The sequence below is a fragment of the Francisella sp. LA112445 genome (genome assembly GCF_012224145.1).
GTDB lineage: Bacteria > Pseudomonadota > Gammaproteobacteria > Francisellales > Francisellaceae > Francisella.
The window spans coordinates 85,826-105,098 of the sequence record NZ_CP041030.1; the positions used below are offsets into that span (position 1 = coordinate 85,826).

Sequence of the window (19,273 nt, forward strand, 5' to 3'; positions counted from 1 at the left end):
TTCCTTCAAAACATATTGTCCATAATTAGTTATAAATTGGCTACATTGTGATATTTTGGTTTAAAAGATTGTTATAGAATAGAACAATCATCTTATAACTAAATATTATAGAGATATAAAATGGAGACAATATGAAAAATTATAAAATAGCAATCTTATTAAGTTATATAAGTATAGCGAGTGCCTCAGCAGTTATTATAAACCCTGCTTTACCTCAAATTTCTAGTCAGTTTGGTTTAACGAATGGTGCTGTTGAGTGGTTGGTGAGTATCTTTCTTATAGGATATGTTATAGGCCAAATAATATATGGACCAATAGCAAAGAAATATGGTGACTCTAATACACTAAGAATAGGAATGATCATAAATGTAATTGGCCTTATAATTTGTTTATTAGGTGCAACAAATTCGTCTATGTTGATGTTGCTTATCGGAAGATTAATAAGTGCTATAGGAGCATCAGCTGGGCTGGTATGTACTTTTATTATATTAAATAACTCTGTTGCACCACATAAGGCAAAGGTATCCTTATCTTTCGCGACAGTGTCTTTTGCGATATCTTTAACATTAGCTACGCTAATAGGAGGGTTGATTACTACATATAGCCATTGGAGTAACTGTTTTTATGTATTGCTACTACATGCTGTAATAATGTTTGGTCTAAGTTTCTTGTATGAAAATAAAAGAGACTTTGATTTCAATTTGAGAGTATCAGCTATTATTGAAGGATATTTAGAGGCCTTTAGTAGTTTTAAATTAGTTGTTTTTGCATTAACGCTAGGAGTGATGTCTTTGTTTAGTTATTGTTACTCTGCAGCAGGTCCGTTTATAGCACATCATATATTTAACTTTAATAGTGCTCAGTATAGTATATGGACTTCTATGACAATTATAGGAATCTTATCTGGAGCAGTAGTAGCTGCAAAGATAATAAATAAATATAAAAGTGAAAGTATACTTCTTGTAGCTTTAGTTTGTCTTATTATCTTAATTGTTATTTTGGGAGTATTAAAAGTAACTGGAAACGTCACTCCAATTGCATTCTTTGTAATAGTAACTTTAATGTACTTTGTATGTAACTTTATATTTCCTACAGGATCACATATCGCTTCAAATGCAATTGAGTGTAGATCAAACGCATCAGCAGCGATGAACTTTATAAATGTGTTAGCTGCAGTTGTGGGTGTTGCAGTAATGGGCTATATGCCATTTGAGTACATTTGGAATTTTATGCTGATATCTGCAATACTTCCAATAGTTTGCTTTGTAATTATTCTTTGTAAGAAATTCTAAAATAAATAATATACTTAACTATTATTGAGAACTACTCTTTTTTAAAGAGTATACATTAAAAAGATTTATTCAAAGCTTGTAACAGTAAAACGTTGAGCTATTTTATTATTTTGTAGAATAACTACACTTTTTGCAGGGATACTTATCTTATGATAATGCTTAATGGAGTCAGTAAAGTTAGCAATTACTGTAACACCATTTGAGAACTGTGTAGATTGAAGTAATTTATCCTTGCTTAAATAGCTAAAGTTAGTCATTTTCTGTTGTACTAATATCTTATGCCATTTAGACCAAACTGGTAAGTATTTGCTTAGAAGCTCTTTTTGTTGTGCCCAAGCTTTTCTATCTAAATGTAACAGTGGTGGGTAGTTATATAAGAAAGTCTTCAAGATATTGTTCTTTATCTGAGAAGGGAACTTAAATGTTGCATATTCCCAGTGGTCAGAAGTGATAATGCTATTGTTATAAACCATTTGATAAAGTGGAACTTCAAAAATAGGATTGTAGTATATGTAGCTTAGTAGGGGGTTAAGAAGAGTTGGTTTAGCATATCTAGGAGGAATACCTGTAGGTGACCAATAGCTTCCCATATAGTATTTAGACTTTTTATTTTGGCGCATATCTTTGTCCCAAATACCTTGAGAAACCAGACCTTGGCCATAAACTGCTACAGGTGCGATATAGTCTTTGCCATCTTCTGTACCAACCACTAAATTGTAATGCTTAGCAGCCCATTTAAAATAAGCTATTTTATTTTGGGCATCTTGAGCCTTGGTTTGGGGATGCTTAGTGGAAAAATCATTATACATTGCTCCAGCACCATCACTATCGAAGAACCATGAGTTAAATTTTGCATTATATATGTTTATAGCTCTATTTAAGCGTAGTTTAACCTGAGGCATTGCATACGATGAGTTTAACTCGCGTTGTCCATTTAAAAACCCTTGTAGATACTGACCATTTTGTTTAATAATTGCAGCATTTTTGAAGAGGTTTCCTTCAGTTCCGAAATAAGCTGTTGGCATGCTGTCAGGATCTTTCTCTATCAAGGAGTTATAAGAATCATAAGGAGCTATAAGGTATCCATCTTTTTTAGCTTGATCAATAACGTTAATATGATAAATGCCATCAGAGATATCATTTAATCCAAACCAAGCATTTTTTAAGCCTATATCTTGTAGCTGCTTTATCATCCAAATTGAAACACCGTTACCCCACTGAGAAACAGGAGCTATATATTTAGAGTAAGCAGATTGAATTAGGTTTTTGTTAAGTTCGACTATATTTGCAGGAGTTTTCGGCTCAGATATCAATTTAGCTGCTGTTGAATTTAGTTGAACAGAGCTAAATTCTTGCTTATTCCATAATGTTGGATCTTTTACTAACTCTTTAAGTGCATTATCTACATCTGATTTTAGAGATGCATACAGCCATTTTTGTTTTGCAAATTCTTCGAGCGTATTATTTGAATGTTCTTTTAGGATTCTATTAAAGTATTTTGTTGGATTATCAGATTTACTTGCCAGCTGTTGTCTGACAAACTTTTGTAGACCTTTCCAATTTATATTTGCCTCACCAACAAGCTCATCTCCCCAAAGATAAATAAATGGAGCACCATAAAGTTTTGTAACATCTGGGACGACTTTAGCTTTTTCTTCTAATGTTACGAACTGACCTTGATTAATTTTGTGTTGACGATATGTATCAGCAATTACTGCTGGATCATTCTTTAATATTTTAATTGTGAACCCAAAAGGCTTACCTTCATTTAAAATGTTAAAAGTATGTTTAAAATGTAGAGTTAAGCTTTCATTGCCTGTAAACCAAAAGGAATTATTAAAGATATTGTTAACTTGATAGTAGATAGCAGACTTTCCAAATCCAGCTGTTAGAAACTGCATTGATAATCTAGAAAGAGCATTATAAGGGTCTTTCTCACTAGAAGTTGACGTTAAATATTTTATCCATTTTTTATTGTCTGTTGGGATGTCCCACCCTTCTAGCATAGGAAGTAAGAAAGATTCTGATCCATTAATAACTGGGAATGTGATAGCTTTATTCGCTGTTCGAGCCAGTTTTTCATTATTTTTAAAGCTAACATTTAAACCTTTGTTATTTAGTTTAAAATCAACATTAACATTATCACGCGTAAAATCTAATTCGCTTTTATTTTGTGAAGTGATTTTGAAGTTTTGTTTTGTTTGAGCCTCTGATATAGGAATATCACTAGATCCTTGTCGGAGGTCGACTTTTAGGGTCGCTGGATCAATAATAAAGCAGCTATCTTGTTGACAGAGATTGACAGGGTTAGCAAAAGCTGTGCCTGATATTAAGAGTGTTAATAGAGCTATATTTCTTAGTTTCATATATGATGAACGGACTTAGGGAGATTTTATTCAATAGTATATGTAAAAAGTATAAGATAAATATTTTTATAGCAGTTTTTAGATTAATTCGGTAGGGGTAACTTTTATAGTTTCAAGGTCAATAACTGCACCAATACTATCATCAGCACCAGCTTCTCTTATTGTTAGCTTTCTGTTTGCTGCTCCATCTGAATTATCTAATTCGATGTTAATATTTTGCCAATCAGAAGGATATTCTTCTTGTGTATAGACTACTTCACCATCTAGAAGAACTTCAAAACCAGAAGATTCTGGAGGAGAACCATTTACGGTACGAGCATAATACTCAAAGCTTAAGTTTATTTTTTTAAATCCTTCTGTATTTAAATCATGAGAGAATTCTACTATTTCATCTGCATGTCCATCTAGCTCAACAACAGCAGCTCTTCCATCAGAACCTTCAAAGCCATTCCAAACTTCAAGTTTGCCACCATCATCAGTATACCAACTACCAAGGAAAGGATGACCAGAGTCAATCCATGCTAAGAAACCTGGAGGTGCTGGATTATCCCCCCATTGAAACCCAAATCCATCAGGGATTATTGAACCTTGAGTAAGTGCATTATAAAAATCTATACCATAGCCTCGACATGTTGATGGAACCATAGATTGTGTAATGTTTTCTCCTGTAATTATGCAACGCCACTCTATGACGCTATCATTAACAGAGGACATAAGTAATATATGGGCTTCTCCGGTAACGGTTTGTGTTCCCGAGCTACCAATATTTCTAGAGATATCTGCATTTTCATCTACACTCATATGAGGGTCTTCTATATTGATAGTAGATACACTAGTGCCATCAATGATTGCGTTTGATACATCTTGCTTAATAGCGCCCATAAAGCTTAGTTGGTTAGATATCTTTGATCTAATAGTATAATTAGAATACACAGGAATAGATATTGAAGCGATCAAAGCTATCGTAGCGACTACAAATAAAACCTCTAATAATGAAATACCTAATTGAGATCGAAGATGTAACACTACTTCATCTAACCCTATGATAAATTAAATCCCTTATAAAAACATTGTAATATAAAACAGAAAAATTTTTAACATAATTTTGGATTCATTTATAAATACTAGTTATTACACTGGCTATCAAAAATTGAATATAGTAAAATTTTTCTAGGACTTAAACATAGAGTAAATAATGACTTCTTTAGATAAGGTTAATAGCTATTTTGAGAGTAGTATACAGGCTAAGATAGAAACGGCAAATGTTTTACCTCCTGCTATTGCCCAAGCTGCAAAGGCAATGGTCTCCTGCTTAGAGAATGGAGGTAAGATTCTAGCTTGTGGCAATGGCGGCTCTGGTGCGATTGCGCAGCATTTCTCATCGAAACTGTTAAATCACTTCGAGATGGAAAGACCGCCTTTACCTGCAGTTTCTTTGACAGCTGATACAGCAACTATAACAGCTGTAGGCAATCACTATGGCTTTGCAGAGATATTTGCTAAGCAGGTAGCAGCACTTGGCAATGAAGATGATATCTTGTTGGTTATATCAACTACAGGTGACTCAGAGAATATACTTAAAGCTGTTGAGGAAGCTCATGATTTAGAGATGAAAGTTATAGCTTTAACAGGAGCAGATGGTGGGAGATTGCAAAATATGTATAATCCAGAAGATATAGAATTGAGAGTCCCATCAGATAATATTGCAAGTATACAGGAGAATCATTTTCTTATAATTCATTGCTTATGTGATATTATTGATCAAAAATTATTTGCTGGCCTAGAAGATTAAATAAAATGAATTCAAAAAGACTAACTAAACTTATTATCTTGGCTGCTATTAGTTTTTTCTTGGCTGGATGTGTAGAACCATATACTGCACCAGTACCTCAAGGTAAAAAAATATTAAATAAAGAACTTCTTGAAATAAAGCCTAATATGACTAAGAGTGAAGTTGTATATATATTAGGTTCACCAGATATGATAGATACATTCAATCCAAATCAGTATATCTATATCAACACTTACAAAAAAGATATGCAGTCTAGTATTTTTAGTGAATCGAAACTAATATTGACTTTCAATAACCAAGATAAATTAGTTGGTATTTCTGGGAACTATGCACCACCAACTAAAGAGCCAGTATTCTAGAGACCAAAATAAAATTCAGTATCTGTTTGTCTTACTATAACACGGTAATCTATGAAGATATCACAGCTTTTACAAAGTGACTTTTAGAATATGTTTCCTAATTTTTTGCGTAGCTCACAACTCTTCCAGGAAGAATGTCTATTTCAAGCTGGATAAAGCTATCAAAATTGCTAGAGCTATCACCAACAGTATAATTTTGTAAGGATAGGTTAGAGTTCTACATGTATGAATATCTGTTTTGATTGTTTCAACGAAGTAGTATGTGGGTTATTGCTAAATTTATTTAATATCTGAATATTGTCAGTATAATAAATTTTGATTATGGGTATAGTATTATTATATTTTTGTGTAATTTTAAAAGCAATAATCCAAGAGGTAGGAAATATTTATAGAAAAAGTAATAATGAAATAATTAAGCAGCAGAAAGAGCTTTGATTTTAGCGCTTAAACGAGACTTATGTCTAGCTGCTTTATTCTTGTGGATTAATCCTTTAGTTGCATACTTGTCTAGTAAAGGAACTACTTTTGTGAAGTTCTCTTTTGCTGCTTCAACATCGCCTTTTTCTATAGCGTTAGTTGTTTTTTTCAAGAAAGTTCTCATCATTGAACGACGAGCAACATTGTGTTGACGATTTCTTTCAGCTTGAATAATTCTTTTTTTCGCTTGTTTTGAGTTAGCCAATTTTATTCTCCAGTTTTAATTTTTTAACTTTTTATAACTTTAGTTTCTCTGGGGGATAAATCGAGAAACACAAATATATAAATATAATAGCTAAAGTATTTTGCATACATTACGCTTTTTTGTCAATAAAAAATATAAGATAATTAATCAATATTAGTTATTTAAATATCACTAATACTACATTTTAACATCATTTTGTAGCATAATAGTTAGCTAGATTTATAAATTCAGTAAATAACCGTAACCGATAAAGTATACACATATATGAAAAATATTAGAAATTTCTCAATAATAGCACATATTGACCATGGTAAGTCTACTCTCTCTGATAGATTTATCCAAGTTTGTAATGGTTTAACAGAGCGTGAGATGAAAGAGCAAGTGCTTGACTCTATGGATATAGAAAGAGAGCGAGGCATTACAATCAAGGCTCAATCTGTAACTTTAGACTATACAGCTAGAGATGGGCAAACATATCAACTTAACTTTATTGATACTCCAGGTCACGTTGATTTCTCATACGAGGTTTCACGTTCATTAGCTGCTTGTGAGGGAGCTTTACTTGTTGTTGATGCCGCTCAAGGAGTTGAGGCGCAAACTGTTGCTAACTGCTATACAGCTATTGAGCAAGATTTAGAGGTGATTCCTATATTAAATAAGATAGATCTGCCATCTGCTGAACCTGAAAGAGTAGCGGAAGAAATCGAGGAGATAATCGGAATCGATGCAACAGGTGCGACTACTTGTAGTGCAAAAACAGGAATAGGTGTTGAAGATGTTTTAGAAACAATTGTTGCTAAAGTTCCAGCACCACAAGGTGATGTTAATGAAAAGCTTCAAGCTTTAATTATTGATTCGTGGTTTGATAACTATCTAGGTGTAGTTTCACTAGTTAGGATCAAGAATGGTACTTTGAAGAAAGGTGAGAAATTCAAAGTTATGTCAACAGGAGTTTCTTATCAGGCTGATAGAGTAGGTGTATTTACACCAAAGATGAAAGATCTTGACCATCTAAAAGCAGGAGAAGTTGGCTTTATTATTGCTGGTATCAAAGATATTCATGGTGCTCCTGTTGGTGATACTCTTACACATACTCATAATCCTACAGATAAACCAGTACCAGGATTTAAGAAGGTACAACCGCAGGTCTATGCAGGGATGTTTACAATAAGTTCAGATGACTATCCAGATTTTAGAGAAGCTTTAGATAAGCTAAGTCTAAATGATGCTTCATTATTTTTTGAGCCGGAGGTGTCTCAAGCTCTTGGGTTTGGTTTTAGGTGTGGTTTCTTAGGTATGCTACATATGGAGATTATCCAAGAAAGGTTAGAGAGAGAATATAATCTTGATCTAATCACTTCAGCACCAACTGTTGTCTATAAGGCTGTTAAAAAAGATGGTGAAATGGTTGAGGTTGATAATCCAGCTAAACTACCAGAACCCGGTGCAATTGCAGAGATACATGAGCCGATTGTACGAGCAAATATTCTTGTACCAAAGGATTATGTAGGTAGCGTAATAACAATCTGTGTTGAGAAAAGGGGTGTACAGGTTGATCTAAATTATGTTGGTAGTCAGGTTTCAATAACTTATGATTTACCGATGATAGAAGTTGTTTCTGATTTCTTTGATACTTTAAAATCCGTAACCAAAGGCTATGGATCGTTAGACTATGAATTAATTAGGTATGAGCCTGCAAATATGGTGCGTCTAGATGTGCTTATCAATGGGGATAAAGTCGATGCATTAGCAAGTATTGTACATAAAGATCAAGCTAAATATAAAGGTAGAGAGCTAGTTGACAGGCTAAAAGAGCTTATTCCTAGACAAATGTTTGAGGTCGCTATTCAAGCGGCTGTTGGTGGGACTATTGTTGCTAGAAGTACAGTTAAAGCGTTACGTAAAAATGTCTTAGCAAAATGTTACGGTGGCGATGTTTCACGTAAGAAAAAACTCCTAGAGAAGCAGAAAGAAGGTAAAAAGAGAATGAAAAATATTGGTTCAGTTGAAATTCCTCAGGAAGCTTTCTTATCAGTATTAAAGAAATAATCTTAATTAATATTAAATCCATTTATTTCTAAACCAAGTTTTTATTTCACAAGTAGTTTCAATAGTGCTAGTTCTTAAGAATGTAAATTTTATTAGCATATTTTGTAATGACTACCATGTTTAATATATAATTTGTATCAATAAGTATTTATAAGAGTATTTTATGTCTAAAAAAGTAATAGTAGGTATTTCAGGAGGTGTTGATTCCTCAGTTTCGGCGTTGTTATTAAAGCAACAGGGTTATGATGTAACCGGTGTATTTATGAAAAACTGGGAAGAGGATGATACAGATGAGTTTTGTTCAGCTGAGCAGGATATTGCAGATGCTCAAGCAGTTTGTGACTCTATAGGTATCCCTTTTAAGAAGATCAACTTTGCTGCAGAGTATTGGGATAATGTTTTTGAACATTTCCTGACAGAGTATAAAGCAGGTAGAACACCAAATCCTGATATCTTATGTAATAAGGAAATTAAATTTAAAGCCTTTTTAAGCTATGTTCATCTTTTAGGAGGTGATTACATAGCGACAGGTCATTATGCGCGCACACGCGTCTTAGAAGATGGTTCTGTGCAGCTTATTAAAGGCTTAGATGATAATAAAGATCAAACATATTTTTTATATACTCTTGGCCAAGAGCAGTTAAAACAAACAATATTCCCAATTGGAGATATTGAAAAAGAAAAGGTCCGTCAAATAGCAAAAGATAATAATCTTGTTACTTTTGATAAAAAAGATAGTACAGGTATCTGTTTTATTGGTGAACGCAAATTTAAAGAGTTTTTATCTAAATATCTACCAGCTCAAAAAGGTGAGATTCACGATGAAAATGGTATAAAAATTGGTCAGCATGATGGGCTTATGTATTACACAATAGGGCAAAGACAGGGTTTAGGTATCGGAGGTGTTAAGAATCGTCCTGAGATACCATGGTTTGCCGCTAAAAAAGATTTAGAAAATAATGTCCTTATTGCTGTGCAAGGTCATGATCATCCGATGCTTTTTAGAGATTCTCTGGAGGCAATTGATTTAAGCTGGGTGGCAGGCCATCCTCCTGCAGATAAGTTTAAATGTAAAGCTAAAGTTCGCTATAGACAAAAAGATCAGTCTTGTGAAGTGTCTGTAATGTCAGATGGTTCAGTCAAAGTGATATTTGATCAACCTCAAAGAGCTATAACCCCAGGTCAATCAGTAGTTTTCTATGATGAAGATATATGTCTTGGAGGAGGTATTATAGTTTGAGAAGATTAGAGTTGATATCTATCTAATTTTTTGTTTATTTACTCACTATCTAGTTTACCCATTATAGAAGTATTCTTTTGCTTTACTGATCCAAAATCACTACTACTATCATCTGTACTAGTTACTATTGAGCTACCACTACTTGCTTGGTTTGTAGAAGGGGTGCTGCTAGCATCACTACTTTCATTGTCTAGCTTTTCAGTAGTAGAGTTGTTAGTTGTTGAACTAGAAGAAACAGTCTTAGTGCTTCCTGAATTTACACTTGTAGTAGTAGAGCTACCACTAGTTAATTTTTCTTCTTTAATGTCGTTATCTGTTACTATATCACTATCTTGAGAAGCTACTTGATCTGCAATACTTTGATCTGGATCTGCGCCATCTGTTTTTTGATCTTTATCAACAACCTCGTTAAGATAATCTGCGATTTCTTTTTTAACTTGTTTTTGATTAGATAATACATCTTTTTGCATGTAGTGGGCTTCATGAACTGTATCTATAGTCATGTGAGTGTATAAATATTCAGGATCTATAACAAATGGTCTAAGCTCTGTACCATAGCGCTTCTCTAAACCAGGGAAGTCAACAGTATAAGCAACTTTTATACGTTTTTCGCCATTGCTATCAGTTGTAACCATTGCTACTAGGTTAGCTTGTACTTTATATTCTTGTCTAACTAAATGATACTGTTGTTTTCTATCAATAACGATTTGTCTAATAGGCGTAGCGTAAACATCTTTGATTGTAATAGGTTTATTAACCGTCGTGATACCTGCTTTTTGTAGCTCATGGATTGCATAGCTACCATAGTTATCTTTTGCAAGTTTTAGATCTATTTCAATCATTTTAACTAGTACCTTTTGTCTAAACTCTCTTGCTTGTTGTAGAGTCAGAGCAAAACATGTTCCTGTATCATCTTTTTGGAAGCACCCGTTTCGTTTATCTATTAGGACAAACATTTTACGAGTTTTATCATAATACAATTGATAGTCAGGGGTGTTTTTGCCATGCCCTACATAGACAAACTTATCTCCTGTTAGCATTCCACATGAAGCTACCAATAGAACAAACAGTAGTAATGATGTTTTTTTTAAAATATTGCGCATATTAAAATCCGTTTTTACACTTATACAAAAATAATTTTGCCTAGAGTTACTATAAAAAGTAAAGCTTTGTTCACCAAAATTATTAAAAAACTATACTTGAGAGTTTTCCTTCATAAGTTTTTTATATTTTTTTTCTATCATTTTCCTTTTAAGAGAGCCTAGGTGATCAAAGAATGTTATCCCATTAAGATGATCTATCTCATGTTGTATACAACGAGCTAGGAAGCCTTCTTTTTGGATTATAACCTCTTCACCAAATTCATTTAAAGCAGATATTTTGACACTAGTAGCTCTTTTTACTTTCGCAGAGACTCCAGGGAATGAAAGACAACCTTCTTCATCAATTACTTCACCATCTTGTTCTATTATCTTAGGGTTTATAATAGCTATAATTTCTGGAGAAGAATCATCTAGGTTATCAAACATTATAAAAAATCTTTTTTTGATGCCTACTTGAATAGCTGCTAGCCCAACACCATTAGCATCAAGCATCATTTCACGCATTTCATCTAGAGTTTCACGTAGTTGATCATTTATCTCTTCACTCTTAACCTCTTCAGCTACTTCTTTTAGGACAGGGTGAGGATATTTTAAGATCTCTAAAGACATATTTATACTCCTTGTTCTAATATATCTTTTTTCATTTTTGCCATAGTCAAAGCTGCTTGAACGCAATACTTACCTTTGTGGCCTTTTTTACCACCAACTCTTTCTAAGGCTTGCTCTTTATTATGTGTAGTTAATATACCAAAAATTACCGGTAAATTATATTCATGCATGACTCTTTGAGTACCATAGCTTACTTGATCACATACATAATCATAGTGATCTGTTTCACCACGAATTACACAGCCAAGTAGTACGATAGCATCAAATTTAGAAGTTTCAGCTAAAAGTTTAGCGGCATATGGAAGCTCAACAGCGCCTGGAACTTTTTTAATATAGATTTGGCTATCTTTTAACCCTTGAGAATAAGCTTCTTCCAAAGCTCCCTCCAACATTTTATCTGTAATTAAAGAGTTAAACTCACTTACAACAATAGCTAATTTTTCCATATCTATACCTTATAATCCTTTAATTGTGTGTTTCATTTTATCTTTTTTTGTCATTAAGTAACTTTTATTATGTGAGTTAACAAAAGCTTCACAAGCTACAGGTTCTGCATGTATCCCAACTGTTTCTAAAGCATTAATTTTTTTAGGGTTATTGGAAATAAGTCTACAGCTATCGATCTTATTGTACTTTAGAACCTGTATTGCTAAGTCATATTTTCTAGCATCAACGGGTAGACCTAAAGCAACATTTGCTTCGATAGTATCCATATTCTCATGCATTTGTAGGTTGTATGCTTTTAGTTTGTTTGTTAAACCAATGCCTCGACCTTCTTGATCTAGATAAATCAAATATCCGCCTTCCTCATTGATCATTTGCATGGCCTTTCTTAGCTGTGCCTGGCAGTCGCAACGTAATGATCCAAAAAGATCCCCTGTGATACATGACGAGTGCATTCTTACTAGAGGTTTGTCGCCTTTGTAAGGTTTAGATAATACAACAACCTCTTCGCTGTTGAACTTGTCTTTGTAGACAGTCATCTCAAGTTCACCAACATGATCAAATGGGATTACAGAGCTAGCTGCCTTTTCAACAAAGATTTCAGTAGCTAAACGGTATTGATATAGTTCAGCAATAGTTAATAGCGGAAGATTATGTTTCTTAGCAAATTCTTCAAGTTGTTGAGCCTTCATCATAGAACCATCTTTGTTCATAAGCTCACACAAAACACCAGCGCTATTAAAACCACTAAGCTTCATAAGATCAACAGCTGCTTCAGTATGGCCATTGCGTCCTAAAACACCTTTATCATTAGCAATAAGTGGGAAAATATGGCCAGGGCGAGCTAGCTCATCAGCTTTAGCATCTGGCTTTGATGCAACTTGAATAGTATGGGCTCTATCTTTTGCAGAAACTCCTGTAGTAACACCTTCTTTAGCTTCTATTGTTACGGTAAAAGGAGTTGTGAATGTGCTATTGTTTTTATCAGCAGCAACCATAGGTGATAAGTTTAATTGGTTTGCCTGTTTTGAGTCCATAGATAAGCACACGATACCGCTTGTATGTTCTAGCATAAAGGCTATATTCTCTTCATTTGCTTTTTGACCAGGTAATATTAGATCTCCTTCATTCTCACGATCGTAGTCATCAAGTACAACTACAGGAGTACCTTGTTTAAGGGCATTGATAGCATTTTCAACATTGTTTTTTATTTGTTTAAACATTTTCTTTAAATCCTTTTATATACTTGTAGATATATTTTCCTGTGGCATCTGCTTCAAGGTTTACTATAGAGCCTTGAGTATAATTTTTTGCAATAGTTGCATCAATTGTGTGAGGTATAAGTGTTACGGTGAAAGATTTATCTAGAACTTCAACTATCGTTATACTCATACCGTCGATGGTTACAAACCCTTTGTTTACTAAATACTTAATAAAACCTGTTGATGCGGATATTTCAATCATCCAAGCCCCACCAACATCTGTAATATTTCTAATTATGCCTTTTTCATCAACATGGCCTTGAACCATGTGTCCACCGACAACATCACCATAGCAAAGCGCAAGTTCTGTATTTACTGAGTCACCAAGTTTTAGCTGGTCTAAATTTGTCTTTTCTAGAGTTTCTGGAACAGCATCAAAATTAGCTATATCCTCATTATTTTTTAGTTGTGTAACAGTTAAACAAACACCATTTACTGCAACGCTATCACCAATTTTACATTTTTGACTATTGCTAAAAGCTATTTCAAAAGTTTTAACATTTTTTTGTGTAGATATTTTCTTTATTTCACCTAATTGCTGTACTATTCCGCTAAACATTTTTGTTTTCCTTAAAGCTAGAATTTATAAGTAAATCATTACCTAGTTTCGTTACGTTATTAAAGCATAGTTTTTCTTTAGGATTATGATCAGCTATTATTACTGGACTTAAATATGTATCAAATTCATTTATAAGCTTCTTATTAATGAAGTTTTCAAGAGTTTTTCTACCGCCTTCTACAAGAAGGCTTGTTAAGCCCATATTTCCCATTTTTTCTAAAAGGCTCTCTAAGCAAACTTGTTTATTTTCGGAGGATAAGACCCAATATTCAATTCCTAAGTGATTAAGTTGAGTTTTTGCTTGATCAGATATATCACTACAAACAAAAATAGTCTTAGCAATATTCTGGTCTAAGATTTTCCAATTACTATCAATTTCATCAATTTTACTAAATAGGACAAACCTTGTAGGGTTTTTAAGCTTATTGATATTTATGCGTACATTTAAACTTGGATTATCTTCAATAAGAGTTTGCTTGCCGATTAATATGGCATCACAGATGTTACGTAATTGATGAGTGTTTATGAAGGCTTTATCAGAGCTTATTTCTTTCGAGTCACCTTCATTAACAGCTATTTTACCATCTAAAGACATTGCCCATTTAGCATATACAAATGGAGTTTTTTTCTTTTGATAGTGAAAAAATATTTTGTTTAGCTGCTGAGCTTCTTTTTTTAAAAGTCCTACTTTGACTTCTATGCCAGCATTTTTGAGTTTTTTGATACCATTTCCAGCTACTTTAGGATTTGGATCAAGTGTTGCCACTACAACTTTTTTTACTCCTGCTTTGATTAACGCGTCTGTGCATGGCGCAGTTCTACCCTGATGACAACATGGTTCAAGAGTTACATATACTGTAGAGTCTTTTGCTTGGCTTCCTGCTTTAGTTAATGCATACACCTCTGCATGAGATTTGCCCGCCATAGAGTGCCAACCTTCAGAAATAATCGCACCATTTTTGACTATAATGCAGCCAACCATAGGGTTTGGAGAGACTGTAAGCCTACCTCTATTAGCTAAAGTCAAAGCTTGTTGCATATAGTATCTGTCAATATTTTTCATTTGCCCGTCTAATGTTTTAGTTACACTTAGGGCAGGAGAGCAAAACATAGAATAGAACAAAAAATCAATGTATATTGACTTTAAGCCCCAAAAAAAGTTTATAAGTTTTACCAATCTTCTTCCATCCAGACTATACTGTCGGCTTTGGATTCTCACCAAATCTGCTTGACCTTTCTAAATATTTTCAGAAAGCGCTCGCGGGCTTCTGTAGAACAGTTACCGCCGGTAGGGAATTTCGCCCTGCCCTGAAGATTCTAAGCTATAGTATAGCACTATAGATCTTGAATATGAATTATACTCTTATTTCTTGCTAAATTAAAAGTTATATGTACGTGCTCGCAAACATAAACACCATGCTCATTTGCAAAAGTGACTTTTGTGCTCACTAATCTTGCAAATAAGGATTATCTCATACCCACTTTATCTGCAAATAAGATTTTCCATGCTCACTTTATTTGCAAATAACTAATTTATATCTGAGGCTGGAATCCACCTATAAAGTGTTGGAATTGATATACCCAAATCTTCAGCAACATCTGTAGGTGATATTCCTTCTTCCAATAATTTTTTAGCGGACCTCATTTTTTTATCAGTCATTTTTCTTGGTCTTCCACCTTTACGGCCTTTAAGCCTAGCAGCAGCTAAGCCTGCTTGAGTTCGCTCAACAATTAGTTCCCTCTCCATTTGTGCTAATGACGCCATGATATGAAAGAAGAATCTACCAGTACTTGTTGAAGTATCAATACCATCTTTAATGCTTATAAAATTAATATCATTATCAGAAAGATCTTCTACGAATGATACTAGCTGCTTAACACTTCTACCTATACGATCAAGTTTCCAGACAACTAAAGTATCTCCTTCACGTAAAACATCTAAAGCTCGAGCAAGTTCAGTACGATCTTTTTTAGTACTACTTTTTTTCTCTTCAAATATTCTTTTACAGCCTCTTTCTTTTAAAGCGTTAATTTGTAGATCCAATTTCTGCTCTTTAGTCGAGACTCTGGCATATCCTATTAGCATTTTATTTAATTTTTATTAAAACTCATAAAAAGGCTATCATTTCGATAATTATTTTCAAGAACTATTTTTGAGAATATAAAGCGGCAATATTTTGCTGAGTTTGATTTGTTACTCAAAAACGGTCGTTTTTGATAAGCGACTATATTTAGTATCATTTATTTGTTATAATACAATCATAGTAAATAATTATTGAATGAGATGAGTAAAATAGAAAAGCTTATAACAAGATTTCTATCAGAGCCAAAGGATTTTGAATGGACTGAGTTAAAAAAGTTATTGATCAGTTTAGGGTATGAAGAATTTAACTCAGGTAAAACAAGCGGTTCAAGAGTGAAGTTTATATCTAAAAAGCATGCTGATATAAGTTTACATAAACCTCATCCAACACCGATACTTAAAAAATATCAAATAAAGCAAATTAAAGAACTTCTAAAAAAGGAGGGACTAGTATGAATAATTTAATTAAATATAAAGGATATTATGGCTCAGTTGAGTTTGATGAAGAAAGCATGGTTTTTTATGGTCAAGTTCAATTCATTAGAAGTCTTATATCTTATGAGGCTGAAAATGCTAAAGAGTTAATTGATAGCTTTCATAGTTCTATAGAGGAATATCTAGAAGATTGTAGAGAAAGAGGTGTTGAACCTGAGAAAGCATTTAGAGGTTCACTAAATGTTAGACTAGGCACAGATCTACATGAAAAAGTAGCTATCGCAGCTAGTAATATGGGCACTAGTATTAATGACTTTATAAAACAAACCCTTAATAAAAACACTGCTTAAACATGGCTAAAAGAATACCAGAAGAACAATTATTGGGCTTGTGGCATGAGCTTCAAAAACTTCCTGCTCGAAGTCCAGTAAGAAGAGAAAGAGTAAGTGAGTACGCTCGATATTTTGGTATCTCGGAAAATTATGTATATAGACAACTCAAAAATTTCAAACCATTTGAGTCTCAACGATCAGACCTTGGGACATCTAGAAACATTCAAAAAGAACAGCTAATTAAATATTGCAAAATAATATCAGCTTTAAAATTAAGAACTTCCAATGAAAAAGATAATCATTTATCTACCAAAGAATGTATTTCAATACTAGAAAATATAGGAGTACAAATAAATAATGAGCTTATTAAAGCACCATTAGGTTTGCTCAAAAGAAGTACCGTTGATAGACACTTACTTAATTTGGATCTAGATTATCATACTGTTAAGAACATTGAGCCAATTGTTACAAGATTTGAAGCTCAATATAGTAATGAATGTTGGCAGTTTGATTTTACTCCTTCAAATTTAAAGCGATTGCCTGATGAGTCACAAAGCTTATTTTTAGCCAATATTGCTGATGATAAAAGCGGAGTTGTTTTTAGTAAATATATGCAAACAGATGGTGAAGATGCTATGACAGCTTTACTATTTCTATTTGAAGCAATGAGCAATAAAGATGATTCAAAAAATAATCAGCTGCAAGGTATTCCCAAATATATTTATACTGATAATGGTGCTTTTGCTAGAAGCAAAATATTTAAAAGAGTTTTGCAATCATTAGGTATTACTCTCTTAACTCATATGCCTAAAAACTCAGATGGTCGTAGAACTACAGCTAGATCAAAAGGCAAAATTGAGGTTTTTAATAAAACTGTAAAAAACAGTTTTGAAAGTAAATATTTCTTGCATGTTCCAGAATCTATAGATGAAGCAAATGAATGGCTTACTGATTTTGTTAATCATTATAATAAACAGAAACATAGAAGTATTAATGCTAATAAAATAAAGGTATGGCGAGATAACCTTGAAGATGATCAAATTAATGAAATGTGTTCATGGGAACATTTTAGTAAAATAGTTAGAAAACCAGACACTCGAAAAGTTAATGCTGATGCTACATTAATAGTGGATGGTGTTTTATATCAATTAGAGCCAAAGTTGGCTAATAGAAAAGTAACTGTTCTATATGGAATATTAGATAAACAAATACATATAGAAAATAGTCCTAAATTGCTAGGACCCTTTTATCCAGCTGACAATATAATATCGTTTGGTTCTTATAGAAAGTATGAAAAGACAAGTGCTGAGCACCAAGCAGATGAAGTAGCAGAAATGGCAAAGAGCTTATCTGTTCCTAAAAGCGTAATGTCTTACACTAATGATGTTGACTACCTAGATGTTAACCGAAAGCCTTTTGAGGAAGAGAAGTTTATTTTTTCTAACAAGATTGAAGCTAAGAAATTCATATCTAACTATATTGGTAGCCCTTTAGGTCAAATGAGTAAAAGCTATTTACAATTTATAGATGGTTTGCTTACTGAAACTTTAGATAAAGAGTTAATTATACGACAACTTGATAGTTATTTAGCTATTGAAATACATATGAATAAGGAGAATGCTTAATGCTAGTAGAAGCATATGAATTTTTTGATTTAAATATTATTCCATCAACTCAAAAGTATTTTGAAACAGAAGCTCACAAAAAAATAACTAAAAACCTTAAGTTCAATATTTCACAAGGTGGTATTTTTGCATTAATTGGTATGGTTGGATCAGGGAAGACAACACTATTAAATAGATTAGACCAAGAAATAGAACAAGAAGGCAAAATAATAGTTTCAAGATGTCTTAGTACGGATAAAAAACGTGTAAATGTTAGTATGCTGTTTACAGCGTTATTTCATGATCTTGGTAAGAATACAAAAAACTTCAAATTCTCAGCTGCTGCTGAAAAAAGAGAAAGAGATTTGGTTAAGGCTTTGAAAAGTAAGAATAAACCTATAGTTTTATTTATAGATGAGGCTCATGATTTACACGGACAGACCTTAATAGCCTTAAAAAGATTAGTTGAATTAGTATCTGCTAGTGGCTGTGTTTTGACAATTATACTGGCTGGACATCCTAAGTTGATGAACTCACTATCAACTTCTACAATGGAAGAAATTAATGCTAGGCTAGAAATTGTTTCGTTGGATGGAAGTATTGGAGATAACGATAAGTTTATAAGATGGTGGTTTGAAAATAGTATAAAAAAGAAACCATTGAAAATAAGCGAATATATATCAGAAGAAGCTATAAAATACTTAGCTCAAGAGCTATTAACCCCTCTTCAAGTAATATTTTATCTAAAGCTATCATTAAAACTGGCGTATGATACTGGTGAAAAGCCTATAACATTGGATATAGTAAAACAAGTTATGCATCCTGATCTAAAATCCATACAGGCTAAATTAGCAAGAAATGGATATCAAGAAGCCGCAGTGTGTGAGTTGTTTAATGCTTCCAAAAAAGAAGTACGCGATTTTTTTGCAGGGAAAGGAAGTAAAGATCGTAATATAGAATTTAACCAAAAACTACATAAATTGAATATTTAGGAGATTTTCTTATTTGCAAATAAAGTGAGCATGGAAAATCTTATTTGCAGATAAAGTGGGTATGAGATAA

Annotated in this window: 18 protein-coding genes, 1 pseudogene and 1 riboswitch; of the genes and pseudogenes, 9 read left to right on the forward strand and 10 right to left on the reverse strand. The window is 33.1% G+C overall.

The window, feature by feature from the left end; genetic code table 11:
• Positions 1–131: 131 nt before the first annotated feature.
• Positions 132–1,292 (forward strand): MFS transporter, encoded by a 1,161-nt coding sequence (locus tag FIP56_RS00425; protein WP_192577041.1) that lies wholly within the window; start codon positions 132–134, stop codon positions 1,290–1,292.
• 65 nt (positions 1,293–1,357) lie between these two features.
• Here the strand turns inward: FIP56_RS00425 and FIP56_RS00430 are convergent, their stop codons facing one another.
• Positions 1,358–3,658, reverse strand: a complete 2,301-nt coding sequence (locus FIP56_RS00430) for a glycoside hydrolase (protein WP_192577042.1) — start codon at positions 3,656–3,658, stop codon at positions 1,358–1,360.
• 78 nt (positions 3,659–3,736) lie between these two features.
• Complete coding sequence (locus FIP56_RS00435) at positions 3,737–4,684, reverse strand: hypothetical protein (protein WP_192577043.1); 948 nt, start codon at positions 4,682–4,684, stop codon at positions 3,737–3,739.
• Between the two features lie 169 nt (positions 4,685–4,853).
• Between FIP56_RS00435 and FIP56_RS00440 the strand changes: the two genes are divergently transcribed.
• The gene (locus tag FIP56_RS00440; RefSeq protein ID WP_192577044.1) at positions 4,854–5,450 is read left to right on the forward strand and encodes a phosphoheptose isomerase; all 597 of its coding nucleotides are present in this window, start codon (positions 4,854–4,856) and stop codon (positions 5,448–5,450) included.
• Positions 5,451–5,455: 5 nt separating this feature from the next.
• Positions 5,456–5,809, forward strand: coding sequence for an outer membrane protein assembly factor BamE (locus tag FIP56_RS00445; RefSeq protein ID WP_192577045.1), 354 nt, complete (start codon positions 5,456–5,458; stop codon positions 5,807–5,809).
• Positions 5,810–6,221: 412 nt separating this feature from the next.
• On the opposite strand, the gene rpsT is transcribed toward FIP56_RS00445, so the two are convergent.
• Positions 6,222–6,491, reverse strand: coding sequence for a 30S ribosomal protein S20 (rpsT, locus tag FIP56_RS00450; protein ID WP_072711129.1), 270 nt, complete (start codon positions 6,489–6,491; stop codon positions 6,222–6,224).
• 264 nt (positions 6,492–6,755) lie between these two features.
• Between rpsT and lepA the strand changes: the two genes are divergently transcribed.
• Together lepA and mnmA are read left to right on the forward strand one after the other, a co-directional pair.
• The gene (lepA, locus tag FIP56_RS00455) at positions 6,756–8,540 is read left to right on the forward strand and encodes a translation elongation factor 4 (protein WP_192577046.1); all 1,785 of its coding nucleotides are present in this window, start codon (positions 6,756–6,758) and stop codon (positions 8,538–8,540) included.
• Positions 8,541–8,703: 163 nt separating this feature from the next.
• Positions 8,704–9,780, forward strand: coding sequence for a tRNA 2-thiouridine(34) synthase MnmA (mnmA, locus tag FIP56_RS00460; RefSeq protein ID WP_192577047.1), 1,077 nt, complete (start codon positions 8,704–8,706; stop codon positions 9,778–9,780).
• A 314-nt stretch (positions 9,781–10,094) separates the two neighbouring features.
• Here mnmA and FIP56_RS00465 read toward each other — a convergent pair.
• The 7 genes and pseudogenes from FIP56_RS00465 to FIP56_RS00495 form a co-directional block, all read right to left on the reverse strand.
• Positions 10,095–10,883: pseudogene (locus FIP56_RS00465) on the reverse strand (hypothetical protein); the annotation flags it as partial.
• A gap of 90 nt (positions 10,884–10,973) precedes the next feature.
• Entirely contained in the window at positions 10,974–11,492 is a 519-nt protein-coding gene (gene def / locus FIP56_RS00470; protein ID WP_192577048.1) for a peptide deformylase, read from the reverse strand.
• Positions 11,493–11,494: 2 nt separating this feature from the next.
• Positions 11,495–11,938: a 6,7-dimethyl-8-ribityllumazine synthase gene (ribH, locus tag FIP56_RS00475; RefSeq protein ID WP_192577049.1), complete on the reverse strand. Its 444-nt coding sequence runs from the start codon at positions 11,936–11,938 to the stop codon at positions 11,495–11,497.
• Positions 11,939–11,947: 9 nt separating this feature from the next.
• Positions 11,948–13,159 (reverse strand): 3,4-dihydroxy-2-butanone-4-phosphate synthase, encoded by a 1,212-nt coding sequence (gene ribB / locus FIP56_RS00480; RefSeq protein WP_192577050.1) that lies wholly within the window; start codon positions 13,157–13,159, stop codon positions 11,948–11,950.
• Complete coding sequence (locus tag FIP56_RS00485) at positions 13,152–13,757, reverse strand: riboflavin synthase (protein ID WP_192577051.1); 606 nt, start codon at positions 13,755–13,757, stop codon at positions 13,152–13,154. The genes ribB and FIP56_RS00485 overlap by 8 nt, the downstream gene beginning before the upstream one ends.
• Entirely contained in the window at positions 13,750–14,820 is a 1,071-nt protein-coding gene (gene ribD / locus FIP56_RS00490; RefSeq protein WP_192577052.1) for a bifunctional diaminohydroxyphosphoribosylaminopyrimidine deaminase/5-amino-6-(5-phosphoribosylamino)uracil reductase RibD, read from the reverse strand. The genes FIP56_RS00485 and ribD overlap by 8 nt, the downstream gene beginning before the upstream one ends.
• A 109-nt stretch (positions 14,821–14,929) precedes the next feature.
• Positions 14,930–15,077, reverse strand: a riboswitch (FMN riboswitch).
• Positions 15,078–15,285: 208 nt separating this feature from the next.
• The gene (locus FIP56_RS00495) at positions 15,286–15,843 is read right to left on the reverse strand and encodes a recombinase family protein (protein WP_192577053.1); all 558 of its coding nucleotides are present in this window, start codon (positions 15,841–15,843) and stop codon (positions 15,286–15,288) included.
• 198 nt (positions 15,844–16,041) lie between these two features.
• Between FIP56_RS00495 and FIP56_RS00500 the strand changes: the two genes are divergently transcribed.
• Genes FIP56_RS00500 through FIP56_RS00515 form a run of 4 tightly spaced genes read left to right on the forward strand, consistent with a single transcriptional unit; the run spans position 16,042 to position 19,203 of the window.
• On the forward strand, positions 16,042–16,296 hold the full coding sequence (locus FIP56_RS00500) for a type II toxin-antitoxin system HicA family toxin (protein ID WP_192577054.1): 255 nt from the start codon (positions 16,042–16,044) through the stop codon (positions 16,294–16,296).
• Positions 16,293–16,625 (forward strand): type II toxin-antitoxin system HicB family antitoxin, encoded by a 333-nt coding sequence (locus FIP56_RS00505; protein ID WP_192577055.1) that lies wholly within the window; start codon positions 16,293–16,295, stop codon positions 16,623–16,625. The genes FIP56_RS00500 and FIP56_RS00505 overlap by 4 nt, the downstream gene beginning before the upstream one ends.
• 2 nt (positions 16,626–16,627) lie before the next feature.
• The gene (locus FIP56_RS00510) at positions 16,628–18,232 is read left to right on the forward strand and encodes a DDE-type integrase/transposase/recombinase (protein ID WP_192577056.1); all 1,605 of its coding nucleotides are present in this window, start codon (positions 16,628–16,630) and stop codon (positions 18,230–18,232) included.
• Positions 18,232–19,203 carry an AAA family ATPase gene (locus FIP56_RS00515; protein WP_192577057.1) on the forward strand — a complete coding sequence of 324 codons (972 nt, stop codon included), beginning with the start codon at positions 18,232–18,234 and terminating at the stop codon, positions 19,201–19,203. Before FIP56_RS00510 ends, FIP56_RS00515 begins: the two co-directional genes overlap by 1 nt.
• The last annotated feature ends 70 nt before the right edge of the window (positions 19,204–19,273 follow it).